This is a genomic window from Streptomyces sp. NPDC055189 (assembly GCF_053606765.1).
Map to the genome: position 1 here is coordinate 28573 of NZ_JBSGSG010000067.1, position 26459 is coordinate 55031.

At 71.6% G+C, this 26459-nt stretch carries 25 protein-coding genes and 1 pseudogene; 14 read left to right on the forward strand and 12 right to left on the reverse strand.

What is annotated here, in order from left to right; all coding sequences use genetic code 11:
* Positions 1-19: 19 nt before the first annotated feature.
* Positions 20-985 carry a pirin family protein gene (locus ACWFR3_RS34000; RefSeq protein WP_453738534.1) on the reverse strand — a complete coding sequence of 322 codons (966 nt, stop codon included), beginning with the start codon at positions 983-985 and terminating at the stop codon, positions 20-22.
* Positions 986-1165: 180 nt separating this feature from the next.
* Here ACWFR3_RS34000 and ACWFR3_RS34005 point away from each other — a divergent pair, with 180 nt between their 5' ends.
* Entirely contained in the window at positions 1166-1513 is a 348-nt protein-coding gene (locus ACWFR3_RS34005; protein ID WP_365860845.1) for a tetratricopeptide repeat protein, read from the forward strand.
* 40 nt (positions 1514-1553) lie between these two features.
* Here ACWFR3_RS34005 and crcB (ACWFR3_RS34010) read toward each other — a convergent pair whose 3' ends face one another.
* From crcB (ACWFR3_RS34010) to ACWFR3_RS34020, 3 genes are read right to left on the reverse strand one after another with little or no spacing between them, the layout of a single operon-like run.
* On the reverse strand, positions 1554-1928 hold the full coding sequence (gene crcB, locus ACWFR3_RS34010) for a fluoride efflux transporter CrcB (RefSeq protein WP_453738535.1): 375 nt from the start codon (positions 1926-1928) through the stop codon (positions 1554-1556).
* Positions 1929-1977: 49 nt separating this feature from the next.
* Positions 1978-2400 (reverse strand): fluoride efflux transporter CrcB, encoded by a 423-nt coding sequence (crcB, locus tag ACWFR3_RS34015; protein WP_453738536.1) that lies wholly within the window; start codon positions 2398-2400, stop codon positions 1978-1980.
* A gap of 26 nt (positions 2401-2426) precedes the next feature.
* Entirely contained in the window at positions 2427-2792 is a 366-nt protein-coding gene (locus ACWFR3_RS34020) for an ArsR/SmtB family transcription factor (RefSeq protein ID WP_453738537.1), read from the reverse strand.
* Positions 2793-2887: 95 nt separating this feature from the next.
* On the opposite strand from ACWFR3_RS34020, the gene ACWFR3_RS34025 reads away from it, so the two are divergent.
* Positions 2888-4894, forward strand: coding sequence for a heavy metal translocating P-type ATPase (locus ACWFR3_RS34025; protein WP_453738538.1), 2007 nt, complete (start codon positions 2888-2890; stop codon positions 4892-4894).
* 169 nt (positions 4895-5063) lie between these two features.
* Here the strand turns inward: ACWFR3_RS34025 and ACWFR3_RS34030 are convergent, their stop codons facing one another.
* Positions 5064-6488, reverse strand: coding sequence for a dihydrolipoyl dehydrogenase family protein (locus ACWFR3_RS34030; protein WP_453738539.1), 1425 nt, complete (start codon positions 6486-6488; stop codon positions 5064-5066).
* A 138-nt stretch (positions 6489-6626) separates the two neighbouring features.
* Here ACWFR3_RS34030 and trxA point away from each other — a divergent pair, with 138 nt between their 5' ends.
* Positions 6627-7022, forward strand: a complete 396-nt coding sequence (gene trxA, locus ACWFR3_RS34035) for a thioredoxin (RefSeq protein WP_453738540.1) — start codon at positions 6627-6629, stop codon at positions 7020-7022.
* A 58-nt stretch (positions 7023-7080) separates the two neighbouring features.
* Here trxA and ACWFR3_RS34040 read toward each other — a convergent pair whose 3' ends face one another.
* Complete coding sequence (locus ACWFR3_RS34040) at positions 7081-8124, reverse strand: LacI family DNA-binding transcriptional regulator (RefSeq protein ID WP_453738541.1); 1044 nt, start codon at positions 8122-8124, stop codon at positions 7081-7083.
* 181 nt (positions 8125-8305) lie between these two features.
* Between ACWFR3_RS34040 and ACWFR3_RS34045 the strand changes: the two genes are divergently transcribed.
* Both ACWFR3_RS34045 and ACWFR3_RS34050 read left to right on the forward strand, forming a co-directional pair.
* A complete protein-coding gene (locus ACWFR3_RS34045) occupies positions 8306-9712 on the forward strand; it encodes an amidase (RefSeq protein ID WP_453738542.1) in 1407 nt (468 codons plus the stop codon).
* A gap of 58 nt (positions 9713-9770) precedes the next feature.
* Complete coding sequence (locus tag ACWFR3_RS34050; RefSeq protein WP_453738543.1) at positions 9771-10229, forward strand: type II toxin-antitoxin system PemK/MazF family toxin; 459 nt, start codon at positions 9771-9773, stop codon at positions 10227-10229.
* Between the two features lie 70 nt (positions 10230-10299).
* On the opposite strand, the gene ACWFR3_RS34055 is transcribed toward ACWFR3_RS34050, so the two are convergent.
* The gene (locus tag ACWFR3_RS34055) at positions 10300-11139 is read right to left on the reverse strand and encodes a TIGR02452 family protein (RefSeq protein ID WP_453738544.1); all 840 of its coding nucleotides are present in this window, start codon (positions 11137-11139) and stop codon (positions 10300-10302) included.
* A gap of 247 nt (positions 11140-11386) precedes the next feature.
* Between ACWFR3_RS34055 and egtA the strand changes: the two genes are divergently transcribed.
* From egtA to egtD, 4 genes are read left to right on the forward strand one after another with little or no spacing between them, the layout of a single operon-like run.
* The gene (gene egtA, locus ACWFR3_RS34060; RefSeq protein WP_453738545.1) at positions 11387-12748 is read left to right on the forward strand and encodes an ergothioneine biosynthesis glutamate--cysteine ligase EgtA; all 1362 of its coding nucleotides are present in this window, start codon (positions 11387-11389) and stop codon (positions 12746-12748) included.
* Positions 12745-14073 (forward strand): ergothioneine biosynthesis protein EgtB, encoded by a 1329-nt coding sequence (gene egtB / locus ACWFR3_RS34065; protein WP_453738546.1) that lies wholly within the window; start codon positions 12745-12747, stop codon positions 14071-14073. The genes egtA and egtB overlap by 4 nt, the downstream gene beginning before the upstream one ends.
* Positions 14073-14828 (forward strand): ergothioneine biosynthesis protein EgtC, encoded by a 756-nt coding sequence (gene egtC / locus ACWFR3_RS34070; RefSeq protein WP_453738547.1) that lies wholly within the window; start codon positions 14073-14075, stop codon positions 14826-14828. The genes egtB and egtC overlap by 1 nt, the downstream gene beginning before the upstream one ends.
* The gene (egtD, locus tag ACWFR3_RS34075; protein ID WP_453738548.1) at positions 14825-15787 is read left to right on the forward strand and encodes an L-histidine N(alpha)-methyltransferase; all 963 of its coding nucleotides are present in this window, start codon (positions 14825-14827) and stop codon (positions 15785-15787) included. Before egtC ends, egtD begins: the two co-directional genes overlap by 4 nt.
* 72 nt (positions 15788-15859) lie before the next feature.
* On the opposite strand, the gene ACWFR3_RS34080 is transcribed toward egtD, so the two are convergent.
* Positions 15860-17113 (reverse strand): extracellular solute-binding protein, encoded by a 1254-nt coding sequence (locus ACWFR3_RS34080; protein ID WP_453738558.1) that lies wholly within the window; start codon positions 17111-17113, stop codon positions 15860-15862.
* A gap of 183 nt (positions 17114-17296) precedes the next feature.
* A pseudogene (locus ACWFR3_RS34085) lies at positions 17297-18100 on the reverse strand (glycoside hydrolase family 16 protein); the annotation flags it as partial.
* 349 nt (positions 18101-18449) lie between these two features.
* Between ACWFR3_RS34085 and ACWFR3_RS34090 the strand changes: the two are divergent.
* Together ACWFR3_RS34090 and ACWFR3_RS34095 are read left to right on the forward strand one after the other, a co-directional pair.
* A complete protein-coding gene (locus ACWFR3_RS34090) occupies positions 18450-19235 on the forward strand; it encodes a GntR family transcriptional regulator (protein WP_453738549.1) in 786 nt (261 codons plus the stop codon).
* A gap of 49 nt (positions 19236-19284) precedes the next feature.
* Positions 19285-19506 carry a dodecin gene (locus ACWFR3_RS34095; protein WP_453738550.1) on the forward strand — a complete coding sequence of 74 codons (222 nt, stop codon included), beginning with the start codon at positions 19285-19287 and terminating at the stop codon, positions 19504-19506.
* A gap of 40 nt (positions 19507-19546) precedes the next feature.
* Here ACWFR3_RS34095 and ACWFR3_RS34100 read toward each other — a convergent pair whose 3' ends face one another.
* A complete protein-coding gene (locus ACWFR3_RS34100) occupies positions 19547-20035 on the reverse strand; it encodes a phosphatase domain-containing protein (protein WP_453738551.1) in 489 nt (162 codons plus the stop codon).
* Positions 20036-20237: 202 nt separating this feature from the next.
* On the opposite strand from ACWFR3_RS34100, the gene ACWFR3_RS34105 reads away from it, so the two are divergent.
* Entirely contained in the window at positions 20238-21038 is an 801-nt protein-coding gene (locus ACWFR3_RS34105) for a VOC family protein (protein ID WP_453738552.1), read from the forward strand.
* 14 nt (positions 21039-21052) lie between these two features.
* Here ACWFR3_RS34105 and glgX read toward each other — a convergent pair whose 3' ends face one another.
* The gene (gene glgX / locus ACWFR3_RS34110) at positions 21053-23188 is read right to left on the reverse strand and encodes a glycogen debranching protein GlgX (protein ID WP_453738553.1); all 2136 of its coding nucleotides are present in this window, start codon (positions 23186-23188) and stop codon (positions 21053-21055) included.
* A 129-nt stretch (positions 23189-23317) separates the two neighbouring features.
* A complete protein-coding gene (locus tag ACWFR3_RS34115) occupies positions 23318-23863 on the reverse strand; it encodes a pep a2 (RefSeq protein WP_453738554.1) in 546 nt (181 codons plus the stop codon).
* Between the two features lie 305 nt (positions 23864-24168).
* On the opposite strand from ACWFR3_RS34115, the gene ACWFR3_RS34120 reads away from it, so the two are divergent.
* Positions 24169-24411 carry a DUF5133 domain-containing protein gene (locus ACWFR3_RS34120; protein WP_453738559.1) on the forward strand — a complete coding sequence of 81 codons (243 nt, stop codon included), beginning with the start codon at positions 24169-24171 and terminating at the stop codon, positions 24409-24411.
* A gap of 82 nt (positions 24412-24493) precedes the next feature.
* On the forward strand, positions 24494-26459 hold a 1966-nt coding region (locus tag ACWFR3_RS34125), incomplete at its 3' end, for a maltotransferase domain-containing protein (RefSeq protein WP_453738555.1).

A 26459-nucleotide genomic window follows, 5' to 3' on the forward strand; every position in this document is an offset into this window, starting at 1 on the left:
CACGGCCCGACTGCCGTCGTCAGCGCACGCGCCCCCGCGCCTTCAGCGGCACCGGCGGCAGTTCCGGTGCGGGGATTCGTTCACCGTCGTAGCCCTTCACCTCGCCGAAGCGCGAGCTCTCCATCCAGGCGGCGCGTGCCTGTGCGATCTCCTCGTTCGACCGGCCGATGAAGTTCCACCACATGATCAGTTCCTCGTCGAACGGCTCGCCGCCGAGAAGCATCAGGCTCGCGTCCGACTGGGCCCGCAGGGGCAGTTCGGTGCGGCCGCAGCCGAGGTAGAGCATCGATCCCGGCAGGACGGGGACGCCGTCCACGCGGGTCTCGCCGGACATGCACAGGACGGCGTACTCGAAGTCGGGGTTCAGGGGCAGGCGTACGTCCGCGTCGCGGGCCAGGGTGAGGTCTGCGCCGACGATCGGGGTGTATGTCGTGCCGGGTGACGTGGCGCCGTCGAGCGTGCCCAGGATGAGCGTCGCCGACAGGCCGGGGGCCGTGACCAGGGGCAGTTCGGCGTGGTGCTCGAAGTGCGGGTCGGTGTGGCGGTGGACGTCGGGCAGTGCCACCCACAACTGGGCGCCGTGCAGGAAGCGCGCGTGCTTCCTGGGGCTCTCCTCGGAGTGCGAGATCGCCCGGCCCGACGTCATCAGGCCGAGCTCGCGGGGTCGGATCGTCTGGAGGCTGCCGGTGGAGTCGCGGTGCAGGACCTCGCCGTCGTGCAGCCAGCTCACCGTCTGCAGGCCCATGTGCGGGTGGGGGCCCACCTGCATGCCGGGCTCTTCTGCGATGTCGTCGGGGCCGTAGTGATCCACGAAGCACCAGGCGCCGACCATGCGGCGGCCCAGATTGGGCAGCAGGCGGCGAACCTCCGTGGATTCGCCGAGCTTGACCTTGCGGGGGCTGAGGAGTTCCCGGACCGGTTCGGCGACGACGAACCCGCGCCCGCCGCACAGGGACGGGACCGGCTCGCGATCAAGATTGCTCATGCCGCACAACCTAGCCCCGCGGGGCGCCCGACGTCAGGCGCGCGCTCCGGTCATTCCGAAGGAACCCGCGCCCCCGGGTCGTCTCGAGCCGTCCCTGGCCGCCCGGAGCCGCCCCGGTCCGAACCGGTTGGTGGAATTTTTAATCACATCTTGCCGTTGGACGGCTCGAAGGAGGCAACAGTGGACACGATGTACTACGACCACGGAACCGCGGCGGAGCGCTGGGAGCGCGCGCGGCAGTTCTTCGACGCCAAGGAGTACGCCACGGCGGCGCGCATCCTCGACCCCCTGGCCGACGAGGTGCCGGAGCAGGTCGCCCCGCGTCTGCTGCTTGCCCGCGCCTACTACCACTCGGCTCAACTGCTGCGCGCGGAGACCGAGTTGCGTACGGTCATCGAACTCGACCCCGTCGAGCAGTACGCCCGGCTGCTCCTCGGCCGCACGCTCGAGCGGCAGGGACGCGACGCTGACGCGGCCCCGCACCTGCGGATGGCCGCGGCGCTCTCGGGGGACTTCGCCGAGGCCTGATCCCGGAGCCTGGCCCCGGACCTGATCCCGGGGCCTCGGCTCACACCCACACGGCCTCGGCCAACGCCACGCCCACGAACACCGCGCCAAGCGCCGCGACCACGCTGACCACGGCATTGGTCGCGGCGTAGAAGCGGGAGCCGCTCTCCGCGAGCCGCAGGGTGTCGTACGAGAAGGTCGAGTACGTCGTCAGGGCGCCGCACAGGCCGGTGCCGAGGAACAGTTGGGTGTGGGAGGTGGCGGCGCCCGCGACGGTCGCGCCGGTGAGCACGCCGAGGATGAGGCTGCCCGCCACGTTGACCGCGAGCGTCCCCCACGGGAAGACCGTGTCGTGCCTGGCCTGAACGGCGCGGTCGGTGAGGAAGCGCAGCGGGGCGCCGATCATCGCCCCCGCCACCACGCAGAGCCAGTTCACCGGACCTCCCCGCCGCAGTCGGTCACGGTCATCTCCCCGCCGCGGCCGGTCACGGTCGCCTCCATGCCACGGCGCGCCGCGTCACCCACGTCGCGCTCCACACCGCCGCGAGGGCCGCGAGCAACGTGACGCCGAGATAGGCGAGGCCCGTCCCGGCGTGTCCGCTCTCCACCAGGCGCTCGATGTCCACCGCGTAGGTGGAGAAGGTGGTGAAGCCGCCGAGCACGCCGGTGCCGAAGAAGGGCCGCAGCAGACGGTGCGGCCTGCGCATCACCTCGGTGAACAGCACCATGAAGGCCCCCATGACGGCGCAGCCGACGACGTTCACGAGCAGTGTCGTCGTGGGAAAGGTGCCGGGGGCGGTGGGCCAGATCAGGGACGCGCCGTAGCGGGCCGACGCGCCGATCGCGCCGCCGACGGCCACAACCGCCACCACGGGCCACACGCCGTTCTCCCTCACCCGCACCTGCATCACCTGGTCCGAAGATCACCCACAGGCTAGCCGCCCGCCGGCGTGTCCCGCAGACCGAGGCGCAGGTGCTCCACGTGGAAGAGCGCCTGGTCGAGGAGTTCGGCGACGTGATGGTCGTAGAGGGCGTAGATGACCGAGCGGCCGTGCCGTTCGCCGGTGATCAGGCCGAGGTTGCGCAGCAGGCGCAGCTGATGCGAGCAGGCCGACTGCTCCATGCCGACCGCATCGGCGAGGTCGCCGGCCGCGCAGGGGCCCTCCTGCAGACGGGCGAGGATCAGCAGCCGGGACGGGGTCGCCAGGGCCTGGAGGGTGGCGGCGACGTCCGCGGCCCCCACGGTGTCCAGGCGTTCACGCGTGGTGGCGTTGCTCTTGTCGTCGACTCCGTGGCCCATGGCGCCATCCTATCGACGACACATGAAAAGCTGTTCATTCGTTCCTGTACGGTGATGACGTTGCCGCTCCCCAGCCCGTGAAGGGTTCCTTCGCCATGCCCGCAGCCCCGCCCGCCGCTCCCGCTCCCCAGCTCCCCCGCCCCTCCTCCAGGGGATCCGGAGCCGCGACGGCTCCGCGCCGCCGCACCCGTGTCCTCGCTCTCGCCGAGGCCCGCTGGGCGGCGGCAGCGACGGCCGCGTTCCTGATCGCGCTGCCGCTCCAGCTGGCGGGGGCCGCTTCCTGGACGTGGGGTGCGCTGTACGCCGTCGCGTACGTCGCCGGCGGCTGGGAACCGGCGCTCGCGGGGCTGCGCGCGCTGCGCGAGAAGACCCTGGACGTGGACCTGCTGATGATCGTCGCCGCCCTCGGCGCGGCCTCCATCGGGCAGGTGATGGACGGGGCGCTGCTCATCGTCATCTTCGCGACGTCCGGCGCGCTTGAGGCCCTGGCCACCGCCCGGACCGCCGACTCGGTGCGCAGCCTGCTCGACCTCGCGCCCGCCACGGCCACCCGGCTGGCCGACGGGGGCGACGGGGGTGGCGAAGAGACCGTCGGGACCGCCGAGTTGAGGGTCGGCGACGTCATCCTCGTACGACCAGGTGAGCGTGTCGGTGCCGACGGCGAGGTGCTCGATGGGGCCAGTGACGTCGACCAGGCGACGATCACCGGGGAGCCGCTGCCGGTCGGCAAGGAGGCCGGGGACGAGGTGTTCGCGGGGACGCTGAACGGGGCGGGTGCGCTGCGGGTGCGGGTCGGGCGCGACGCGTCGGACTCGGTGATCGCGCGGATCGTGGCGATGGTCGAGGAGGCGTCGGAGACCAAGGCGCCGACGCAGCTGTTCATCGAGAAGGTCGAGCAGCGCTACTCGCTCGGCATGGTCGTCGCGACGCTCGCCGTCTTCGCCGTGCCGCTGGCCTTCGGCGACGACCTCACCGGGGCCCTGCTGCGGGCGATGACGTTCATGATCGTGGCCTCGCCGTGCGCGGTGGTGCTCGCCACCATGCCGCCGCTGCTCTCGGCGATCGCCAACGCGGGACGGCACGGCGTCCTGGTCAAGTCCGCCGTCGTGATGGAGCGTCTGGGGCAGGTCGACGCGGTCGCCCTCGACAAGACGGGCACCCTGACCGAGGGCACTCCACGGGTGACCGCCGTCCACGCCCTGCCGGGCAGCGGCCTGACCGACGACGCACTCTTGGCGCTCGCCGCGGCTGCCGAGCACCGCAGTGAACACCCCCTGGCCCGCGCCGTCGTGGGCGCGGCGCGCGCTCGCGGCCTGGACATCCCGGCCGTGTCCGGCTTCGCGTCGGCGCCGGGCGTCGGGGTGAGCGCCACGGTCGGGGGCGCGGCCGTGGAGGTGGGCGCGCCGAACCGGCTCCTGGACACCCCGCCGAGGGAGGCGGAGGGCGCGGACGCCCTTGCGCACGCGCGTCAGTTGGGCGAGGACGGCCAGACCGCCGTACTCGTACTGCGCGACGGCGTCCCCGTCGGCGTCCTGGGCATCGCCGACCGTCTCCGCCCCGACGCCGCGGCGACCGTCACCGCCCTGCAGACCCTGACCGGCACCGCTCCGATGCTGCTCACCGGCGACAACGCGCAGGCCGCGGCCCGGCTCGCGGCGGAGGTCGGCATCGGTGACGTACGGGCCGGGCTGCTCCCGCAGGACAAGGTCGCGGCGGTGCGCGCGGCGGAGGGCGCCGGACGCAGGGTGCTGGTCATCGGGGACGGCGTCAACGACGCGCCCGCCCTCGCCGCGGCCCACACCGGCATCGCGATGGGCCGGGCCGGTTCCGACCTGGCTCTGGAGACCGCCGACGCCGTCATCGTGCGGGACGAACTCGCCACCGTGCCCAAGGTGATCGCCCTGTCCCGGCGGGCCCGCGGGCTCGTGGTGCAGAACCTGGTGATCGCCGGGGCGTTCATCGCCGTACTGGTCACCTGGGACCTCGTCGGCAGCCTGCCGCTCCCCCTCGGCGTACTCGGCCACGAGGGCTCCACCGTGCTCGTGGGGCTCAACGGCCTGCGGCTGCTGCGGGACGCGGCGTGGCGGGACGCGGGGGACTGAGCGGCCTGCCCCTCCTCGGCTGCCTCAGCGCGAGAGGCGGTCGCGCCAATCCACCGTGAGGGCCGCTTCGGCCGCCTGTCACTCGGCAAGGGACACGACAAGACAACGGGGCCCGTCACCACAGTGGTGACGGACCCCGTTCAAGCGGGCGGCACGAATGCCGGGCCGGCTAACCCCGATACGTCTCCAGCAACCGCAGCCACACCTCACTGATCGTCGGATAGGCCGGGACCGCGTGCCACAAGCGGTCGATCGGCACCTCCCCCGCGATCGCCACCGTCGCCGAGTGGATGAGCTCGCCGACGCCCGGGCCCACGAAGGTCACGCCGAGCAGGACCTCGCGGTCCAGGTCGACGATCATGCGGGCGCGGCCTTCGTAGCCGTCCGCGTAGAGGCCCGTGCCCGCCACGTTCGCCATGTCGTAGTCCACGGCACGCACGCGACGGCCCGCGGATTGAGCCTCCGCGAGGGTGAGGCCCGCCGATGCCGCCTCGGGGTCGGTGAAGACCACCTGGGGTACGGCGTCGTGGTCGGCGGTGGCGGAGTGCGCGCCCCAGGGGTCGGTCTCCAGGAGCGGGATGCCCTGCGCGCGGGCGGTGATCGCGGCGCCGGCGATGCGGGCCTGGTACTTGCCCTGGTGGGTGAGGAGCGCGCGGTGGTTGGCGTCGCCCACCGCGTAGAGCCAGCTGCTGCCCTCCACCCGGAGGCTGTCGTCGACCGGCAGCCAGGAGCCGGGGTCGAGGCCGATGGTCTCCAGGCCCAGGTCATCGGTGCGCGGGGCACGGCCCGTGGCGAAGAGGATCTCGTCGGCTTCCAGGGTGTCGCCGCCGGTCAGGGTCGCCGTGACCGTGCCGTTCTCCCTGCGCACGCCCGTGACCGAGACGCCGGTGCGGACGTCCGCGCCCGCCTCCGTCAGCGCCTTGGCGACCAGCTCACCGGCGAACGGCTCCATCCGCGGCAGCAGGGCGTCGCCGCGCACGAGCAGCGTGACCTGCGAGCCGAGCGCCTGCCAGGCCGTGGCCATCTCCACGGCGACGACACCGCCGCCGACCACTGCGAGCCTGCCGGGCACATGATCCGCGCTGGTGGCCTCGCGGCTCGTCCAGGGCTTCACGTCGGCCAGGCCCGGCAGGTCGGGCAGGGCGGCGCGGGTGCCGGTGCACACCGCCACCGCGTGGCGGGCGCTGAGGCTCTGCTCGGTGCCGTCCGAGCCCGTGACCGTCACCTGGCGCGTTCCCGCGATGCGGCCGTGGCCGCGGTAGAGGTCCACGCCGATGGAGTCCAGCCAGCCGATCTGGCCGTCGTCCTTCCAGTGCGAGGTGTAGTAGTCCCGATGTGCGAGAACCGCCGCCGCGTCAAGATCGCCCTGCACCGACTGGCGCAGTCCGGGTACCTTTCGGGCGTCCGCACGCGCGATGACCGGGCGCAGCAGCGCCTTGCTGGGCATGCATGCCCAGTACGAACATTCGCCCCCCACCAGTTCGCTCTCCACGATCGCCACACTCAGGCCGCCCGCCCGGGCCCTGTCCGCGACGTTCTCCCCCACGGGACCCGCCCCCAGGACCACCACGTCGTACGTTTTCGAATCCGTCATGAAAGCCAGTGTGGTCGTAGGTGTGCGACGTGGCCACACGGGTACGCGCGCGGAACGAGCACGGGTGAAAGCGTGGAATACGTCTGCCGCCCGGGCCGTTGTGCACAGCGTCGACCGACAGCAGGAAGAGGAAACACCATGAGCAGCACGACCATGGAGCTCACGAAGGAAAACTTCGACCAGACGGTCACGGACAACGAGTTCGTTCTGATCGACTTCTGGGCGGAGTGGTGCGGCCCGTGCAAGTCGTTCGCGCCCGTCTACGACAAGGCCGCAGAGGCCAACCCCGACATGGTCTTCGGCAAGGTGGACACGGAGGCGCAGCCCGAGCTCGCCCAGGCCTTCGGCATCCAGTCGATCCCGACGCTGATGATCGTCCGCGACCAGGTGGCCGTGTTCGCACAGCCCGGCGCGCTGCCCGAGGCAGCCCTTGAGGACGTCATCGGGCAGGCCAGGCAGCTGGACATGGACGAGGTCCGCAAGTCCGTCGCCGAGGAGCAGGCCAAGGCCGAGTCGCAGCAGCCGGGGCAGTGAGGAAGAGCCCCGCGCAGGCACTCGTACAGAGACCCGTACAGACCCCCGTACACAAGGGTCAGCTGGACTCGCGGTGCACGGCCGTCGCACCGAGCACGTCGTGCACCTCGGGCTCCGTGCCCGGGTCGCGCACGACCCGGTCGACGAGCTCCGCGAGCTTCTGACCCGACGGCAGCTCGATGCGGACCGTGCTGAGCCGCGGCCGCAGGAGCCTGCCGAGCATCAAGTCGTCGGCGCCGATCATCGCCGTCTCCCCGGGGACGGCGATGCCTTCGTCCTGCAGCGCCCGCATCAGCAGCATCGCGAACTCGTCGTTGTACGTGAACACCCCGTCGACGCCCAGTGCGCGCCAGCGTGAAGCGAGGCGGGCCGCCGACTCCTCGTCGTAGGCCAGCGGCAGGTCGGTCACCGTGGCGTCCGGGGCTTGCCGGGCGACGGTGCGGCGGACGCCGTCGGCGCGCGGTCGCGAGAAGGGCTCAAGGCCCTGTTCCTCGGGGACCACGACACCGATGTGCCGGCTGCCGCGTGCCAGGAGATGCTCCGCCGCGCAGTTGCCGATCAGCCGCTGGTCCATGAGCAGGGCGTGGGCGCCCTCGGCCCGCTGCGGACCCAGCGTGAAGACGGCCTTGGCGCCCGAACGCTTCAGGACGCTCACGCCGCGCGCGCCGAGCCCCGAGGCGCCGGGGGCCAGGACCGCCACCGGACGCAGCTCGGCCCACGCGCGGGCCGCGTCCTCGCCGGTCAGGCCGAGGCTGCCGTACTGCACGACGGTGTAGTCGAAGCGGCTGAGCGCCCACTGCAGCTCGTTGAAGAACTCGCTGAAGAGCGGGCCCGCGGGAATCTGCGGCGTGGGCATCAGGACGACGCGGGTGTGCCCGGCGCGCAGGCTGCGGGCCGCGGCGTGCGGGACGTACCCCAGTTCCTTGGCGGCCTCGTGGACGCGGCGCCGCGTCGGCTCGCTGATGCGGACGGCGCTCGTGTTGTTCAGTACGTACGAGACGGTCGCGCGCGAGACTCCGGCAAGACGCGCCACGTCGGCGCTCGTCGGCACGGAGTACTGCGCGGGCTGCTGCCGCGCGCTCTTGTTCGTTATCTGCACCATGACGGGGGTCATCTTTCCAGACGGCGCGGGGGCGCTCCCATGCGGGCTTCGGGGCGTCCCTGACCTGCGTGGGAGCGCTCCCGGCGGTCGTGTGCGGCGTGAACTGCCCTGCCCCCGTACCGCGTTCCTGCCCGGCCGGTTAACGTGCGTGCACTCGACCGTCGATCAAAGGTGCCCCCACATGACTGCCGACCGTGCCGACGGCCTCGCGCGCACCGCACGTGCGCTGGCCGCCGGAGAAGTGTCCTCGCGCGCTCTCACGGAGCGCACGCTGGCGCGGATCGAGGCCTCGCAGCCCGTGCTCAACGCCTTCAAGCTGGTGCGCGCCGAGGCCGCGCTCGCCGAAGCGGACGCCGCCGACCGGGAGTTGGCCTCGTCCGGCGGGACGGGACGGCCGCTGCTCGGCGTGCCGATCGCGGTGAAGGACGACACCGACATGGCCGGCGAGCCGACCGCGTTCGGCTGCCGGGGCGACTTCCCGCCGAAGAAGGAGGACGCCGAGTCCGTACGCCGGCTGCGGGCGGCCGGCGCCGTGATCGTCGGCAAGACCAACACCTGTGAGCTGGGTCAGTGGCCCTTCACGGAAGGGCCCGGCTTCGGCGACACCCGCAATCCCTGGCACACCGGTCACACCCCCGGCGGCTCGTCCGGCGGCTCCGCGGCGGCGGTCGCCGCGGGACTCGTCCCCGCGGCGCTCGGCTCCGACGGCGCGGGCTCGGTGCGCATCCCCGCCGCCTGGACCCATCTCGTGGGGATCAAGCCGCAGCGCGGCCGTATCTCGACGTGGCCCTGGCCCGAGTCGTTCAACGGCATCACCGTCAACGGCCCGCTCGCGAGGACCGTCGCCGACGCGGCCCTGCTCCTGGACGCGGCGAGCGGCAACCACGAGGGCGACCTGCACAAGCCGCCCGCCATCCGCGCGGCGGAGGCGGCGACCCGCGAGCCCGGGCGGCTGCGGATAGCCCTCTCCCTGCGCATGCCGTTCACCGCGACGCCCAAGCGCCTGCATCCTCTGGTGCGCCGCAAGGTCTACGTCCTGGCGGACCGCCTCGCCGCCCTGGGCCATGACGTCGAGGAGGCCGACCCGCGCTACGGCCAGATCGGCCTCGACTTCGTGCCGCGCGCCACGGCGGGCATCACCGAGTGGGCCCGCGAGGTGCCCGACCCGCGTCTGCTCGATCCGCGGACCAAGGAGGCGGCCCGCCTGGGACGCCTGCTCGGCGGCGCCCCGCTGCGCCTGGCCCGCCGCGCCGAAGCCGCCCTGCACCGCCGGGTCGGCGCGACCTTCTCGACGTACGACGTGGTCCTCACGCCCACCACCGCCACTCCCCCGCCCCGCATCGGCACCATGGCCGCCCTCAGCGGCTGGCGTACCGACCAGGCGATGATCGCCGCCTGCCCCTACGCGTGGACGTGGAACGTCCTGGGCTGGCCCGGCGTCAACGTGCCCGCGGGCCGGGTCGGCGACGGCCTGCCGGTCGGCGCGCAGTTGCTCGGCCCGGCGGGCAGCGAACCGCTCCTGGTGTCGCTCGCCGCGCAGTTGGAGGCGGACCAGCGCTGGTACGAACAGTGGCCGGCGGCGGCGTAGGGGCCATCGGGCGCCCCCGCCCTGCGGGTTGGTCCTGACAGGTTCTACGGTGGCCCGCGTGACTGCCAACACCGATGACCCGCAGATGTCCGCGCACCCGGGACGCACGGGCCGCACCGCGACCACCGAGGCCGAGCCGCGCGAGGTCGGCCAGGTCCAGACGACGTACTCACCCGCCCACGACGGCGATCCCGACCCCGGCGAGATCGTCTGGACGTGGGTTCCCTACGAGGAGAACGACGGGCGCGGCAAGGACCGCCCCGTCCTCGTCGTCGCCCGCGAGGCGCGCGGCACGCTCCTTGCCGTGCAGCTCTCCAGCAAGCAGCACGCCAACGACCGGGAGTGGGTGCCGATCGGCAGCGGGCCCTGGGACCGCGAGGGGCGTGACTCCTGGGTCGACATCGACCGGGTCCTGCGGGTGCACGACGCGGGCATGCGGCGCGAGGCGTGCGCGCTTGACCGGATGCGGTTCAACCTGGTCGTGCGGCGGCTCCAGGAGCGCTATGGCTGGCGGTGAGCGCCTGACCGGAGATGCGGTGATGGACCCGCGGGCCGGTGGGGGCTGATCGCGCAGTGCCCCGCGCCCCTTATGGGGCGATGCCCCCGAACGTCTCCTCGAAGGCGGTCCGTGTCACCGCGCCGCGCGTGCGGTCGAGCACCCCGAAGACGATGTGCTCGAAGTACCCGTGGAACCGGCCGCCTTCGTCGAGCGACGCCCGGAAGGCCTCCGCCACCTGCACGGGGTCGTTCTGGAAGACCCCGCAGCCCCACGCGCCGAGCACGAGCCGCCGGTAACCGCAGGCCACGGCGGTCTCCAGGACCCGCTCCGCGCGCCCGGCGAGGGCCCGGGGCAGCTCGGCGGCGCGCTCGGGGCTCTGCCGCAGCACGACTCCGGCGTTGGGCGCCGCCGAGGTCAGGAAGCCGGCCTCGTACGCCTCGTCGAGGAGGCGTCCCTTGTCGTCGCGGAAGACCGGCACGGCCGGGGAGTGGATCACCCGGTCGCTGTAGAAGGCGTCGCGGTGGGCGCGGTGGTGGTCGTAGAACTCCCGGGCCGAGCGCACGCACGTGTACAGCGCCGAGGCGCGGCACAGCGCCTCCTCCTGCGCTTGCGCGCCGTTCAGATAGCCGCCGCCGGGATTGCGCGCGGAGGAGAAGTTCAGGACGGCCACCGGGCCCCTGCGCGCGCCCGTCAGCCGGTGGGCGGCCTCCAGGCTGCTCTCGGCGGTGACCTCGACTACCGTGGGGGTCAGCTCGGGCGACCGCACGGGAGTCACGTTCAGGGCCGCCGGACCGAACATCCGCGTGCCGGAGCGCGCGGCGTCCACCGCATCCGCGATCACCACCTCGCGGCCACCCGGAGCGGCATACCACCCTGCCGCAACGATCTCCTCGGTCTGCTGCGCGATGCCACGCAGTCGCGCACTCATACTCGCTCCCCCGCCCCGGACACTGCTCTGTCCCCCGTCTCGTACATGAACGCATCGTGAGCTCCGCGCGACGTCCGCCGCAACACAATTCCCCGGCACTTGCCACGCCCCGGGGCACTCTTGTGCGAATGGCTCACAGGGTCTTGGGTAGGACGAGCGCTGCCAACTCGGTCCAACCCCATATCGAGTTGACCGGGTGGTCCACAACCGCTGGACCAGGCAGAACTTGAACAGGAGGACCCCTGCAATGCCCGAGGGTGACTGTACGACGTACCACGCGCAGTACGGCACCGCGGTATCCGAATCCGAAGCGGAAGCGCTGGTCACCGGCATCTGCTTCAAGACAGGACCGCCGCGCGTCACCGGTGTCGAACTGGAATGGCTGATCCACGAGCCGAACCGGCTCCATCTGCCCGTGCCCCCCGCCCGCCTCGAAGCGGCATATGCCGCACTGCGGGCCCTGCCCCTGCACTCCCTGATCACCGTCGAACCGGGCGGCCAGCTGGAGCTCAGCTCGCTCCCCGCCGCCTCGCTCATGGAGTGCGTGTCCGACGTATCGGCCGATCTCGCTCTCGTACGCGATCGCCTCGCCACCCTGAACCTGACGCTCACCGGCCTCGGTGCCGATCCCTGGCGTCCGCCGTCCCGCATCCTGCACCGGCCGCGCTACGACGCGATGGAGAGCTATCTCGACCGCGCGGGCCCCGCGGGCCGCCGCATGATGTGCTCCACCGCCTCCGTGCAGATCTGCCTGGACGCCGGACACGAGGAGCCGGGCCCGCTCGGCTACGGCCGGCGCTGGCGGCTCGCGCACCTGCTCGGCCCCGTCCTGGTCGCCGCGTTCGCCAACTCGCCGGTCCAGGACGGGCGTGCCACCGGCTGGCGCTCCACGCGGCAGGCCGTGTGGGCGTCGATCGATCCGGGCACGTCGGGCGCGCCGTCCCTCGACACGGAGCCCCGCGCGGCCTGGACGCGGCACGCCCTGGACGCTCCGGTGATGTTCATCAGAGCCGGGCAGGACGGGGAGGGCGGCCAGGGCGGGGAGGACGAAGACGCGGCGCCCTGGGCCGTCCCGGAAGGGCTGACCTTCCGGGGCTGGGCCCGCTCGGGCGCGCCGCGCCCGCCGACCCGCGAAGACCTCGAACATCACCTGACCACCCTCTTCCCGCCCGTACGCCCGCGCGGCCATCTGGAGCTGCGGATGGTCGACGCCCAGCCGGGCGCGCACGGCTGGGTCGTGCCGCTCGCCGTCACCAGTGCGCTGTTCGACGACCCGCAGGCGGCCGAGACCGCCTACCGCACCCTGAAGCCGCTGGCCGAGCGCGCGTTCCCGCCGGGCGCGCCCGCGGCGCCGCGCAGCCCGCTGTGGCTCGACGCGGCGCGGCACGGGCTCGCCGACCCGGAGTTGCGCGAGGCCGCGGCCGCGTGTTTCGCCGCGGCGGCCGACGCGCTGCCCCGGATGGGGGCGAGCCCCGAGGTGCGAAAGGCCGTCGCCGCGTACGCCGAGCGGTATGTCTCGCGGGGCCGCTGCCCGGCCGACGACCTGCTCGACGGGCACCGGGACGGCCACCACTACGACCACGAGCACGAGAAGGGCATCCTCCGATGACCGGAATCGTCAGCGACCCCGATGCGCTTCGGCAGCGCGCCCTGGCGGCGCTGCTCGCCGCCCGGGAGCGCACCTCGCTCCTCACCACGTGCGTCGAGGAGAACGAACTGACCGCACAGCACTCGCCGTTGATGTCGCCGCTGGTCTGGGACCTGGCGCACATCGGCAACCAGGAAGAGCTGTGGCTGCTGCGTGCGGTGGCCGGCCGTGACGCCATGCGACCCGAGATCGACGGCCTGTACGACGCCTTCGAGCACCCGCGCTCCGAGCGGCCGAGCCTGCCGCTGCTCGCGCCCGCCGAGGCCCGCGGCTACGCGGCCGAGGTGCGCGGGCGCGCCCTCGACGTCCTGGAGAGCACGCCGTTCCGCGGTTCGCCGCTGACCGACGCGGGCTTCGCGTTCGGCATGATCGCCCAGCACGAACAGCAGCACGACGAGACGATGCTGATCACGCATCAGCTGCGCTCGGGCCCCACGGCACTCACGGCACCCGACCCGGCGCCCGCGCCGCGGTTCAGCGGACCTGCCGAAGTCCTCGTGCCGGGCGGCCCGTTCACGATGGGCACGTCCACGGAGCCGTGGGCCCTGGACAACGAACGTCCGGCGCACCACCGTCTGGTCCCGCCGTTCTTCATCGACACGACGCCGGTGACCAACGCCGAATACCAGCGCTTCATCGCCGACGGCGGCTACACCGACCAGCGATGGTGGGCCCCGGCAGGCTGGGACATGGTCCGCGGCAACGAACTCTCGGCGCCGCTCTCCTGGCGCCGCGAGGCCGGCCAGTGGCTGCGCCGCCACTTCGGGACCGTCGAGCCCGTTCCGGCGGACGAGCCGGTCCTGCACGTCAGCTGGTACGAGGCGGACGCGTACGCCCGGTGGGCGGGCCGTCGTCTGCCCAGCGAGGAGGAGTGGGAGAAGGCCGCCCGGCACGACCCTGCGAGCGACCGCTCGATGCGCTACCCGTGGGGCGACGCGGACCCCACACCCGAGCGCGCCAACCTGGGCCAGCGCCACCTGCGCCCGGCACCGGCAGGCAGCTACCCGGCCGGTGAATCCCCGCTCGGCGTACGCCAGTTGATCGGCGACGTGTGGGAGTGGACGTCGAGCGACTTCCTGCCCTATCCGGGGTTCTCCGTCTTCCCCTACCCCGAGTACTCCGAGGTCTTCTTCGGCGGCGACTACAAGGTGCTGCGGGGCGGGGCGTTCTCCGTGGACGAGGTGGCGTGCCGGGGCACGTTCCGCAACTGGGACCACCCGGTGCGGCGGCAGATCTTCTCCGGGTTCCGCACCGCGCGCGACGCGGCCCCGACGGAGACCGTCTGATGTGCCGGCAGCTGGCTTTCCTGGGCCCCGACGAGCCGCTCGGCAAGCTCTTGGTGGACCCCGCGCACAGCCTGTTCCGGCAGTCCTGGGCGCCGCGACAACAGCGCTACGGCACGGTCAACGCCGACGGGTTCGGGGTCGGCTGGTACGCCGACGACGATCCGGTGCCCGCGCGCTACCGCCGCTCCGGGCCGATCTGGGGCGACCAGTCCTTCGCGGACCTCGCCCGGGTCGTGCGCTCCGGTGCCCTGCTCGCGGCGGTGCGCGACGCGACCGAGGCGGGCGCGGACGGGGAAGCGGCGGCGGCGCCGTTCTCCGCCGGTACCTGGCTGTTCAGCCACAACGGCGCGATCACGGGCTGGCCGCGGTCGCTCGCGTCGGTGGCCAGGGGCCTGCCGCCCGCCGAGCTGCTCTCCATGGAGGCACGCTGCGACTCCGCGCTGGTGTGGGCGCTCGTCCTGCACCGGCTGCGCAGCGGCGACGACGAGGGCCAGGCTCTCGCGGACACCGTCGTCGAGGTCGCCGCGGCGGCCCCCGGATCGCGCCTGAACCTGCTGCTCACCAACGGCGAGACGATCACCGCGACCGCCTGGGGCGACACCCTCTGGTACCTCGCCGAACCGGGCCGCCGCACCGTCGTGGCCTCCGAGCCCTACGACGACGATCCGCACTGGCGCCAGGTGCCCGACCGCACGCTGCTCGCCGCCAGCCGTACCGATGTTCTGCTGACCCCGCTCAAGGAGCCCACCGCGTGAGCCCGTTCCAGCTGACCCGCACCCTGCCCCTGGACGCCACCGACGCCGCTCTGCGCGCCGACGTCCTAGCGGGCCTCACTCGCTCGCCCAAAACACTGCCGCCCAAGTGGTTCTACGACGCGCGGGGCAGCGCCCTCTTCGACGAGATCACCACGCTCCCGGAGTACTACCCGACGCGCGCCGAGCGCGAGATCCTGCAGACCCGCGCCGCGGAGATCGCCGGGGCGACCGGCGCCCGCACCCTGATCGAACTGGGCTCGGGCTCATCGGAAAAGACCCGCCATCTGATCGACGCGCTCGCGGACCTGCACACGTACGTCCCCGTGGACGTCAGCGAGAGCGCGCTCACCGGCGCCGCGAACACCCTGATCGCCTCGCGCCCGTCCCTGAACGTGCACGCCCTGATCGCCGACTTCACCCGCGGCCTCGCCCTGCCGGGCACCCCGGGCCCGCGTCTCGTCGCCTTCCTGGGCGGCACGATCGGCAACCTGCTGCCCGCGGAGCGCACGGCGTTCCTCGCGTCGGTACGCACCCTGCTCTCCCCCGGTGACGCGCTGCTGCTCGGCACGGACCTGGTCAAGGAGGAGTCGGTGCTCGTCTCGGCGTACGACGACGGGTCGGGCGTCACGGCCTCCTTCAACAAGAACGTCCTGCACGTGATCAACCGCGAGCTGGGCGCCGACTTCGACCCCGACGCGTTCTCGCACGTGGCCGTCTGGGACCGCGAGCACGAGTGGATCGAGATGCGCCTGCGCTCCCTGGCCGCCCAGACGGTGAAGATCCCGGCGCTCGACCTGGCGGTCGACTTCGACCGCCACGAGGAGATGCGCACCGAGATCTCGGCGAAGTTCCGCGAGGAGGGGGTGCGCTCCGAACTGGCGGCGGCCGACCTGAAGCTGACCCACTGGTGGACCGACGAGAGGGCGCGCTTCGCGCTGTCGCTCAGCGTGGCGCGCTAGGGATTTCGGTCTCCGGGCGCGGGCCGCGCCCGGAGACCTCCCTCACGACCGGCTACGGCCCGCCGCGACCCGCTACGACCCGCTGACGTCCAGCTCCTTGGTGATCCGGCGCGAGGCGGCCTTCGCCTCCGTCGCCGGGTCGCCTCCGGCCAGGACCTTCGACATGTATGCCTTGATCGGGTTGTCCGCCTCCACTGCCGCCCACCTCGGCGATGCGGGCGTGGCCCGGCCGTGCGCGGCGCCCGCGGCCATCGCGGCGATGCCTTCCTCGCTGGAGACGGCGGAGGCCAGAGTCGTCTTGTTCGGCACGTAGTTCATGGTCCGGGCCAGGTCCTTCTGCCACTTCTTGCCCGCGAGCGCCTCGATCACCGCGACCGCGCTCCTGCGGTCCTCGGTCTTCCCGCGCACCACGAGATCGGATCCGCCGGTGAAGACGGCACCCGGCTTCGCGGCCGTCTTGCCCGGGATCGGGAAGTAGCCGAGCTTCCCCTTCAGTTCGGGGTTCTTCTCCTCGATGGCCCGCGCCGTCCCCGGCACGGCGACGATCTGCGCCACGTTTCCCTTGGCGAACACCCCGGCCTGCGGCGGGTGCTCCTCGTCCGCGTCCTGCGGGCCCGCGCCCAGCGCCTGCAGCTGCTTGTAGAACTCCATGCCGCGCAGCGCCGCCGCCGAGTGCAGGCTGCCCTCCCACACGCCCCGCGTCCCCTTGGCCTCCGTGGCCAGCTCGCCGCCCTCGTCCCAGATGAACCCGGCCAGGGTGTACCAGTCCTGGCCCGCCAGGTAGATCCCCTGGTTGCCGCCGGAGTTGAGCCGCTGGGTGTCGGCGATCCACTGGGCGCGCGTCTTCGGCGGCTCTTCGATCCCGGCCTGCGCGAAGAGGTCCTTGTTGTAGATGACGACGCGGTTGGCGGCGTACCAGGGGATGCCGTACTGGCTGCCGTTGTAGCGTCCCGGTTCGGCCAGACCCGGCAGCCAGTCCTTCATGCCGAGGTCGCGCGCGGATTCCAGGGTGAGGTCGTAGAGACCGCCCTCGTCGACGTACTGGGCGACCTGGGTGTTGCCGACCTCGATGATGTCGGGCCCGTTCTCCGCCTTGAGCGCGGCCTTGACCTTGCCGCCGATGCCGGTCCACTCCTGGAGGCGTATCTCCAGGTCGATGTCGCTGTTCTGCTTCTCGAAGTCGGTGGTGAACCGCTCGAGGAACTCCGCCGACGCACTGCCCCGCATGAGCCACACGGTGACGGTCCGCCTGTCGTCCCCTCCGCCCGGCAGGACGCTGCAACCGGGGAGCAGCACGGTGACGGCGAGAGCGAGGGACAGGGACATGGCGGCGCGGCGGTGCGGTCTCACGTGGGTCACTTTCTTCCTGCGGACAGGGAAGGTCGGCCCGACGTGGGGGTGAGCTCGGTTGGCTCGAACGGGTACGGCTGGATTTTGGTATGTACCAATGGGTCGGTCAAGTGGGGACGGCACCGGGATCTGAGATTCCGGTGCCGATCCCGGGACAAATCAGCTGCCGGGGACGGTGTCCTCGAACGCGGTGCCCGCGCTGCGGTAGGCGCTGACCTGCGACTTCACCTGATCGGGGGTCAGCACCTGGTCCTTGACGTGCAGGACGTAGTCGACCTGCTGGTCGTAGGCGCGCGGAGCCGTGTCCGACTGTCCGGCCAGATCGATGAGCCACTGGTTGAAGTTGATGGACATGGGGCGTTCCGGCAGGTACTTGGCGTCATGGGCGCCGAACAGCCGTCCGTCGACGTAGTACTTGATGGCGCTGTCGTCGATGGTGAACACCACGTCGTGCCAGCCCGCGTAGCTCTGCCGTACCTCGGTGTGCTGGTTGACCGCCTCCCACGGCTCGGGATTGAAGGTCTCCCAGGACGTGGTGTAGAGGATGTTGCCCGTCTCGCCCCAGCCTCCGTTGGGCAGGTACTCGAAGTCGTACTCGGAGTAGTCGTCCGCCATCGGGGCCTTGAGGTCGTTGATGGCGAAGAACGCCTGGACGAGGTGGTCGCCGTCCGGGCCCGACTTCGGCGCGTCGGCGTACTTCACGCGGGCCGCGTAGGTGCCGTTCTTGAACTTGACCGACTTGGTGAGTATCTCGGCCTGCTCCGTCGAGCCGCCGGTGCCCGCGGTCGACGTCTCCAGGTTCATGACCGAATTGCCGTCGGCGGAGGGGAAGGTGATGTTTCCGGGGACCCAGGAGGCTCCGGGGACGCCGGGGCCGCCCGCGTTGGAGCGGATGCTCCAGCCGTGCTCGGAGATCCTCGGGTCGGTGTGGCCGGTGTAGCTGAAGTCGTCGAAGAGCGCGGGGGCGGCGCCGGTCGCCCTACCGCCGGCTTCGGGCGCGGCGGAGGCGGGCAGCGCGGCGAAGCCGGCGAAGCCGAGCCCTGCGGCCGCCGCGACCGCGATGGCCGCACGGATCCGGAACGTCGCGCTGGAGCGGTGTCGGTTCATCGACCTGATTCCTTTCGGAATGCCGGGAGCGCTCACCGCTCCTGGCGTGGGGGGAGGTGCGGTACAACGACACATCGTGGCCTGACCAATTGGTAAGGTGACCACTCGCGAGGACTGAAGGTGGCATAGACCAATGGGGGCGTCAAGCCCCCTTGCGCTCGCGGGTGTTGCGCGATGCCGACGATGCGGGAAGGACGGCCAGTCCATGGACCAGCGGGGCACATCCGGCGGCGTACTCAAGCGGGAGCGCGTGCGTGAGGTCCTGCTCGATCTGATCGAATCCCGCCATCCCGGCGACGCGATCCCCTCCGAGCGCACGCTCTGCACCGAACTCGGCGTCTCCCGGCCGACCTTGCGCGCCGCCGTCGACACGCTGGTGGCCTCGGGACTGCTCGTGCGCGAGCACGGCCGGGGCATGTTCGTGGCCCGCGCCAAGGTCACTCAGGAGCTGGCGCCGGGCAGCCACCCGCTCACCGCTCCCCGGGCCGCGGGCGACTGGTCGAGCCGCGTCCTGGAATTCGGCACGATCCGGGCCGGGGCGCGCATCGGCCGCAAACTCCGGATCTCCCCCGCCGCCGAGCTGGTACACGTCGTGCGGCTGCGTCTGGTCGACGGCGAGCCCATCGCCCTGGAACGCCTGCACATCCCGGCCGCCCTCGCCCCCGGGCTCACCCCCGCCCAGGTGGAGTCCGGTTTCTACGCCCACCTGCGCGAGGCCCGCGGCATCCGCCCCGCGCACGCGGCGCAGTCCATCGAGCCCACCGTCCTGACGGAGGACGAGGCCGCGCTGCTCGGCGTGCCCGTGCTCTCCCCCGCCCTGCTCTTCGACCGCATCACCACGGACACCGGGGAGCGCCCCGTCGAGTACGTACGCTCCCTCTACCGCGGCGACCGCTACCGCATCGTCTCGCGGCTCGAACTGGACGGTGCCGCCGAGCATCCCGTGCCCACCGCCTCGCGCAGCGCCGCATGGTGGGGCACGGTGGAGTGACGTCACCCCACAGCTGTGAGGTCACCACACGGCGGAGAGGACCACCCTGATGTCCGACCACACCTATCGGGTCACCGAGATCGTCGGCACCTCGCACGAGGGCGTCGACCAGGCCATCCGCAACGGCGTCGCCCGCGCCTCGCAGACGCTGCGCTCGCTGGACTGGTTCGAGGTCACCCAGGTGCGCGGCCACATCGAGAACGGCGAGATCGAGCACTACCAGGTGGGCCTGAAGGTCGGCTTCCGCCTGGAGGACGGCGAAAGCGCCTGACGGGAAGACGGCTGCAGCGCCCGACCCCGACGCCGAGCGGTCACGTCCGCCCCTCGCGCTCCTGCGCGTCCTTCAGCGCGGCGGACGTGCTCGCCCAGCGCGCCCGTACGACCGTGAAGCCCGCCCGCTGGGCCTCGTCGCACACCAGCTCGTCGTCGTCCACGAGCATCCGGACCTCGCGGGACCTGGCGATCTTCTGGAGGATCTCCAGTTTGGTACGGCGGGCGGGCCGCCGGTCGTCGTTGCGGCGCATCCAGATCCGCCCCTCCGGAAGCCCCTGCGCCGCCAGCCACGCCACGGTGTCCTTGCGGCACCGCTCGGGCCTGCCCGTGAGATAGACGACCTCGCACTCCCCCGTGCTCTCCAGGGCCAGCGCCACGCCCTCCTCCAGCGGCGGGTCGTCCGGCGCCGCGGCGAAGAAGGCGGTCCAGTCCCGCGGCTTCAGCTCCAGGAAACGCTGGCGGTGCGCGGTGTCCGCGAGAGTGCCGTCCAGGTCGAATACGGCCAGTGGCCTGCTGTCGTCCGTCACGCGCCCAGGGTAGGCGCCGGGGGGCACGGCCCGGATGCGGCAGGTCACCCGGTGGGTTCAACCGACGGGACGACGGGGCCGCTGAGTCTTCCCGTCCGCGACACCCCGACCAGCCCAACCGTGAGGGGCGACGGGGGACGAAGGCGGCCATGATGGGACCGAAGGTTCGCAGTCGCCCCATCGACCTCAGAACGGTACAGAGATGAACAGCCATAGGGCAGCGGGGAACGAGGTCGTGGTCAGTCGTACGGTGTTCGGCGCGCCCTGCTGGGTCAGTCTGACCACGCACGATCTGCGGGCCGCTGAGGAGTTCTACCACGCTGTGCTGGGGTGGGACTGGCGCGTCGGCAAGCTGGGCGACCAGTACAGGTTCGCCAGTGTGGGCGGAGTACCGGTGGCGGGCATGTCCGCCGTGGAGGCCATGGGGCACGCGGCCGTCGCGTGGACTCCCTTCTTCGCCGCGTCCGACGCGAACGAGACCGTGGCCCGCAGCCATGAGCGCGGGGGGACGACCGCCGTGGGGCCTCTCTCGTTCCCGCCGGGGCGGGCCGCTCTGCTGGCCGATCGCGACGGAGCGGTCTTCGGTGTCTGGGAGGGCGAACTGGTGGCGGACTGGGAGGACTGGCGCCGTGCGGCTCCGGTCTTCGTGGAGCTCCACACCCGCGATGCCTTCGACGCGGCCATCTTCTACGGGGAAGTCCTGGGCTGGGCGTCCGCGGCCGCGGGGTGCTGCGAAGTCGACTACGAGGACGAGGAGGTCGTCCTGCGCAACGAGGGCCACATCGTGGCCCGCATCCACTCGGGCGCGGTGGAGGCCGCGCCCGATCCCGCGATCCGGCCGCGCTGGCAGATCCACTTCACGGTCGCCGACGTGGACGCGTGCGCCAGGGCCGCGCGAGACCACGGTGGCAGCGTCCTGGAGGGCGAGAAGGGGGCCGCGGAGGCCGTTCTGGCGGATCCGGACGGGGCACGCTTCGTGGTGAACTCACGCCCTGCGCCGTGAACTTGTGCGGCTGGTCACGGCAGGCGCGGTGACCGGTCGGCCGTTCTGGCGGGCCGGGACAGCATGAGCAGGCTGTGGGGTCCCACGGAGACCTCGCTGTCCGCCTTGTGTTCCACCTCGTCCGCGGCTCCGCGGGGGTCCGAGGTGTCGATCCGCGTCGTCCAGCGTTCGCCGTACGCGGCGTCCGGCAGGTCGAAGACGACCGGCTCCCGGTAGCTGTTCAGGAGGAGCAGGAAGGAGTCGTCCACCACGGGCCCTCCCCGGGCGTCGGGCTCGGCGATGGCGTCGCCGTTGAGGAAGACACCGACGGCGTGGGCGTCGGGGCGCTGCCAGTCCTCGTCCGTCATCTCGCGCGCGTCGGGCCGCAGCCACACCAGGTCGGGCATCGGCTGGCTCTCATGTGTCGCCGTTTCGCCCCGGAAGAAGCGGCGCCTTCGCAACACCGGGTGCGCCGAGCGGAGTTCGATGGCACGTCGGGTGAAGTCGACCAGGTCACGCTGTTCGTCGGTGAGGTTCCAGTCGACCCAGGAGAGCTCGCTGTCCTGGCAGTAGGCGTTGTTGTTGCCCTGCTGGGTGCGGCCGAGTTCGTCGCCGTGGGCGAGCATCGGTATGCCCTGCGAAAACATCAGCGTGGCAAGGAAGTTGCGCTGCTGGCGCGCGCGGAGCTCCAGAACGGCCTCGTCGGCGGTGGGGCCTTCGACACCGCAGTTCCATGACCGGTTCGCGCTCTCCCCGTCCTGGTTGTTCTCGCCGTTGGCCTCGTTGTGCTTGTCGTTGTACGAGACCAGGTCGCGCAGCGTGAACCCGTCGTGCGCGGTGACGAAGTTGACGCTGGCGCGCGGGCGGCGGCGATCGTGCTGGTAGAGGTCGGACGAGCCGGTGAGGCGGGACGCGAACTCGGCGAGCGTATGGTCGGCGCCCCGCCAGAAGTCCCTTACCGAATCGCGGTACTTGCCGTTCCACTCCGACCACAGGGGCGGGAAGTTGCCGACCTGGTATCCCCCGTCGCCGACGTCCCAGGGCTCGGCGATGAGCTTGACGCGGCCGACCACGGGGTCCTGCTGGACGAGGTCGAAGAATGCCGAGAGGCGGTCGACGTCGTGGAACTGCCGGGCGAGCGTGGCCGCCAGATCGAACCGGAATCCGTCGACGTGCATGTCGGTGACCCAGTACCGCAGCGAGTCCATGACCATCTGCAGGACGTTGGGGTGCCGCATCAGCAGGCTGTTGCCGGTTCCCGTGGTGTCGAAGTAGTGCGCCGGATCGTCTTCCGCCAGGCGGTAGTACGAAGCGTTGTCGATGCCGCGGAAGGCAAGCGTGGGACCGTTCTCGTTGCCCTCGGCGGTGTGGTTGTAGACCACGTCCAGGATCACTTCGAGCCCGGCCTTGTGCAGCGCCTTGACCGTGGATTTGAACTCGGTGACCTGCTCGCCCCGCGAGCCGTGCGCCGCGTAGGCGTTGTGCGGCGCGAAGAAGCCGATGGAGGTGTAGCCCCAGTAGTTGGACAGGCCGCGGTCGCGCAGGAACCCGTCCTGGATGAACTGGTGGACGGGCATCAGCTCGACCGCGGTGACGCCCAGCGACGTGAGGTGGTCGATGACCGGCTCGGTCGCGAGTCCCGCGTAGGTGCCCCGCAGTTCGGCGGGTACCCCGGGGTGTGTGCGGGTCAGGCCGCGCACATGTGCCTCGTACACCACGGTCTCGGCGTACGGCCGCCGCGGCGGTCTGTCGTCCTCCCAGGCGAAGAACGGGTCGGTGACCACCGAGAGCGGGGTGTGCGAGGCGCTGTCGGCCGGTTCGGGTCCCTGCGCCGCGTGCTCGTAGAGCGAGGGGTCGTTGTCCATCTGCCCCTCGACGGCTCTGGCATAGGGGTCCAGGAGCAGCTTGGCGGGGTTGCAGCGGTGGCCCGCCGCCGGGTCCCACGGGCCGTGCACCCGGTAGGCGTAACGCTGGCCGGGGCCGATGCCCGGCAGGTAGCAGTGCCAGACGAAGCCGTCGACCTCGGAGAGCGCCACGCTGCGGTGCGTGTCGTCGTCATCGACGAGCACCAGCTCGACGTGTTCGGCCACCTCGCTGAACAGGGCGAAGTTGGTACCTTCACCGTCGGATGTGGCGCCCAGGGGGAATGGGGCTCCGGTCCAGGTGCGCACGCAACTGCCTCCCTGCGGATGGGCGGTTCTGGGTGAGGCACGGCACGGCGCTGACGCACGGCACGGCGTTCACGCGGACGGCGATGACGACGACGCGGGGAACATCATCATCATGACCCGCGCCCCGGCCTACCGCAGGGCGTGGGCACTCGGCGCGTGGGCACTCGCGGCGGCCGCGGCGATCAGGGGGTCTGCTTCGGGCGGGCCCGCGAGGACGTCGGCGGGCACCTCCCGCGGTGCCTCCAGGGCCTCGCGCAGGCTGGGCCCGGGCGTCCCCGGGGACAGCCGGGCATGTTCGGCCGAACGCACCCGGCGCGAGAACCAGATGATCTTTCCGTCCGTCGACGGGCAGCTCCCCCAGCCGTCACTCAGCGCGGCGATCTGCGTCAGGCACCCCTGCGGCCCGTAGTGCCGCTCGGGCAGGTCGCGGTTGTTGTCCCACACGGCGGTGATGAGGTGCTGGCCGTTCCACCACATCTCCACGACGGCCTTCTTGTCCGCTCCGTGCTCCTCGATCGCGGTCAGCAGCACTCCGGTGCAGTAGCCGACGGGTTCGACGAGAGCCGAAAGGCCCCAGTGCTTCAGATGCGCGACCAGAATGCGTCTGACCTGCTCAATCCTCTCCGAGCTGACCTCCACGTCGAGGTGGTAGTAGCAGGGGATCGCGGATTTCATCGCTCCTGGCTCCTCTCGGGGAAGCTCCCGGTCCCTCTCGGTCGTGTGGCCGAGCCCCGAACACGGAACGTGAGCATTGATCACTTCTGGGTAAGTCTCAGCGTGCGAGCACTACTCCATTTGCGCAACAGGAGCCCCTGGCGCCCGCCCGCCGAACGGCTCAACAGGACGCTGGGTGCTCGCGCGTGCACCATGAGTCATGAAGGCCGGCCGGTGTGACACGCCGGTGTCTGTGCGCGGGACGGGTCCGCATCAACCAGGTGCCACCCCGCGCGCCGTCAGAGAACGAGAAGGTGACCAGCGTGGTGCTGCTGCCTACAAAAGCCACGGTCGCACGGCATTTGGGCGACTACCGGGAATGGGAGCGGCTGCTGCTCGCCGACCCCGCGGACAGCTCCGTGCGGATGCGCTTCGAGGACACCGCGTACACCCTTTGCGTACTGATGGGTGAGTGCAAAGCGCGGATCGCCGCCGACGCGGCGGAGCTCTATCTGCACCCGCGCACCACACGCCGGGCACGACTCCCCCGGGACCTTCAGGATCGGTGACGACAGGCGGCTCCCGGATGAGCCGCCCTGCACGCGAAGACGGGCGCACCTCGGGCGCCGACTCGGCGGAGGAGAGAGAGCGATGACGTCAGCTCCGGAGACGACCTCCGTCCCCACCACCGTCCCCACGACCGTCGCCACACCCGTCCTGGACGTCCACCCGATCGTCGACTGCGGCCGGCGTCCGGCAAAGGCGGTTGCCGGGGAGACCTTCCGGATCACGGCCACCGTCTTCGGTGAGGGCGAGTCGGCGGTCGGGGCCAACGTCGTCCTGCTCGGCCCCGGAAGCCCCGGAAGCCCCGGAAGCCCCGGCGGCTCCGACGAGCCTGCCGAGCCCTGGATCCCGATGCGTGAACTCTCCCCTGGCAGCGACCGCTGGGGCGCGGACGTCACCCCGGACACCGAGGGGCACTGGACGTACGTCGTGGAGGCCTGGGCGGACCCCGTGACGGGCTGGCGGCATGCCGCCGGGATCAAGGTTCCCGCCGGCATCGACGCCGGGCTGATGCTCGAAGAGGGCGCGCTGCTGTACGAGCGTGCGGCACGCGGAGCTCCGGAAGGAGCAGAGCGGCAGGCACTCCTTGCCGCCGCCGACGCACTGCAGGACGACTCGCGATCCCCGGCCGAACGCCTGGCGGCGGCGCTGACTCCGCAGGTGGACGCGGTACTTGCGCGCCACCCCCTGCGCGAACGGATCTCCCGCTCCCCGGCACTCCCCTTGCTCGTGGAGCGGCAGCGGGCGCTGTTCGGGTCCTGGTACGAGTTCTTTCCGCGCTCGGAGGGAGCCATCGTCAAGGAGGGCGAGCCGCCCCGCTCGGGCACGTTCCGTACCGCATCCGACCGGCTCCCGGCGATCGCCGCGATGGGCTTCGACGTGGTCTACCTGCCGCCCGTCCACCCCATCGGCACCACCTTCCGCAAGGGCCCGAACAACTCCCTGTCCCCCGGCCCGCACGACGTGGGAGTGCCCTGGGCGATCGGCTCCCCCGAGGGCGGCCACGACGCGATCCACCCGGAGCTGGGCACCCTGGAGGACTTCGACGCCTTCGTGCGCCGGGCCGCCGGCCTGGGCCTGGAGATCGCCCTGGACTTCGCCCTGCAGTGCTCCCCCGACCACCCCTGGGTGGACAAGCACCCCGACTGGTTCGCGCACCGCGCCGACGGCTCCATCGCCTACGCGGAGAACCCGCCCAAGAAGTACCAGGACATCTACCCGCTGGCCTTCGACCGCGACCTGCCGGGCCTGGTCGCCGAGACCGTACGCCTGCTGCGGTTCTGGATGGACCACGGCGTGCGCATCTTCCGCGTCGACAACCCGCACACCAAACCCGTCGTCTTCTGGGAGCACGTGCTCGGTGACATCAACCGCACCGACCCCGACGTCATCTTCCTGGCCGAGGCCTTCACCCGCCCGGCGATGATGCGCACCCTGGCCGCGATCGGCTTCCAGCAGTCCTACACGTACTTCACCTGGCGAAACACCAAGCAGGAACTCACCGAGTACCTGACCGAGCTCACCGGCGAGACCGCCGCGTACCTGCGTCCCAATCTGTTCGTGAACACCCCTGACATCCTGCCCGGCTACCTTCAGGACGGCGGACGTGCCGCCTTCGAGGTCCGGGCCGTGCTCGCCGCAACCCTCTCGCCGACCTGGGGCATGTACGCCGGCTACGAACTGTGCGAGAACACCCCGGTCCGTGCGGGCCGCGAGGACTATCTGGACTCGGAGAAGTACCAACTCCGCCCGCGCGACTGGGAGTCGGCGGAACACGCGGGCGCCTCGATCGCGCCCCTGATCACGGCACTCAATCGGATCAGGCGGGAGCACCCCGCCCTGCACCTGCTCAGGAACCTGCATTTCCATGAGGCCGACCACGATGCGGTCATCGTCTACAGCAAGCGCGAGGGGCAGGACACCGTTCTGGTGGTCGCCAACCTGGATCCTCATCACGTCCGGGAGGCGACGGTGTCGTTGGACATGCCGGCGCTCGGCCTCGACTGGCACGAGAGCGTGCCGGTGCGCGACGAGCTCACCGGCCACACCTACC

Bases quoted from the DNA above. Each gene is read 5' to 3' on its own strand.
- ACWFR3_RS34030 (WP_453738539.1), bottom strand. From the start codon at position 6,488: ATGACGGATTCGAAAACGTACGACGTGGTGGTCCTGGGGGCGGGTCCC.
- ACWFR3_RS34000 (WP_453738534.1), bottom strand. From the start codon at position 985: ATGAGCAATCTTGATCGCGAGCCGGTCCCGTCCCTGTGCGGCGGGCGC.
- ACWFR3_RS34105 (WP_453738552.1), top strand. From the start codon at position 20,238: ATGAACAGCCATAGGGCAGCGGGGAACGAGGTCGTGGTCAGTCGTACG.
- ACWFR3_RS34025 (WP_453738538.1), top strand. From the start codon at position 2,888: ATGCCCGCAGCCCCGCCCGCCGCTCCCGCTCCCCAGCTCCCCCGCCCC.
- ACWFR3_RS34090 (WP_453738549.1), top strand. From the start codon at position 18,450: ATGGACCAGCGGGGCACATCCGGCGGCGTACTCAAGCGGGAGCGCGTG.
- ACWFR3_RS34095 (WP_453738550.1), top strand. From the start codon at position 19,285: ATGTCCGACCACACCTATCGGGTCACCGAGATCGTCGGCACCTCGCAC.
- ACWFR3_RS34115 (WP_453738554.1), bottom strand. From the start codon at position 23,863: ATGAAATCCGCGATCCCCTGCTACTACCACCTCGACGTGGAGGTCAGC.
- egtB (WP_453738546.1), top strand. From the start codon at position 12,745: ATGACCGGAATCGTCAGCGACCCCGATGCGCTTCGGCAGCGCGCCCTG.
- ACWFR3_RS34020 (WP_453738537.1), bottom strand. From the start codon at position 2,792: ATGGGCCACGGAGTCGACGACAAGAGCAACGCCACCACGCGTGAACGC.
- ACWFR3_RS34045 (WP_453738542.1), top strand. From the start codon at position 8,306: ATGACTGCCGACCGTGCCGACGGCCTCGCGCGCACCGCACGTGCGCTG.
- egtC (WP_453738547.1), top strand. From the start codon at position 14,073: ATGTGCCGGCAGCTGGCTTTCCTGGGCCCCGACGAGCCGCTCGGCAAG.
- egtA (WP_453738545.1), top strand. From the start codon at position 11,387: ATGCCCGAGGGTGACTGTACGACGTACCACGCGCAGTACGGCACCGCG.
- ACWFR3_RS34040 (WP_453738541.1), bottom strand. From the start codon at position 8,124: ATGGTGCAGATAACGAACAAGAGCGCGCGGCAGCAGCCCGCGCAGTAC.
- ACWFR3_RS34055 (WP_453738544.1), bottom strand. From the start codon at position 11,139: ATGAGTGCGCGACTGCGTGGCATCGCGCAGCAGACCGAGGAGATCGTT.
- trxA (WP_453738540.1), top strand. From the start codon at position 6,627: ATGAGCAGCACGACCATGGAGCTCACGAAGGAAAACTTCGACCAGACG.
- crcB (WP_453738536.1), bottom strand. From the start codon at position 2,400: ATGCAGGTGCGGGTGAGGGAGAACGGCGTGTGGCCCGTGGTGGCGGTT.
- ACWFR3_RS34080 (WP_453738558.1), bottom strand. From the start codon at position 17,113: ATGTCCCTGTCCCTCGCTCTCGCCGTCACCGTGCTGCTCCCCGGTTGC.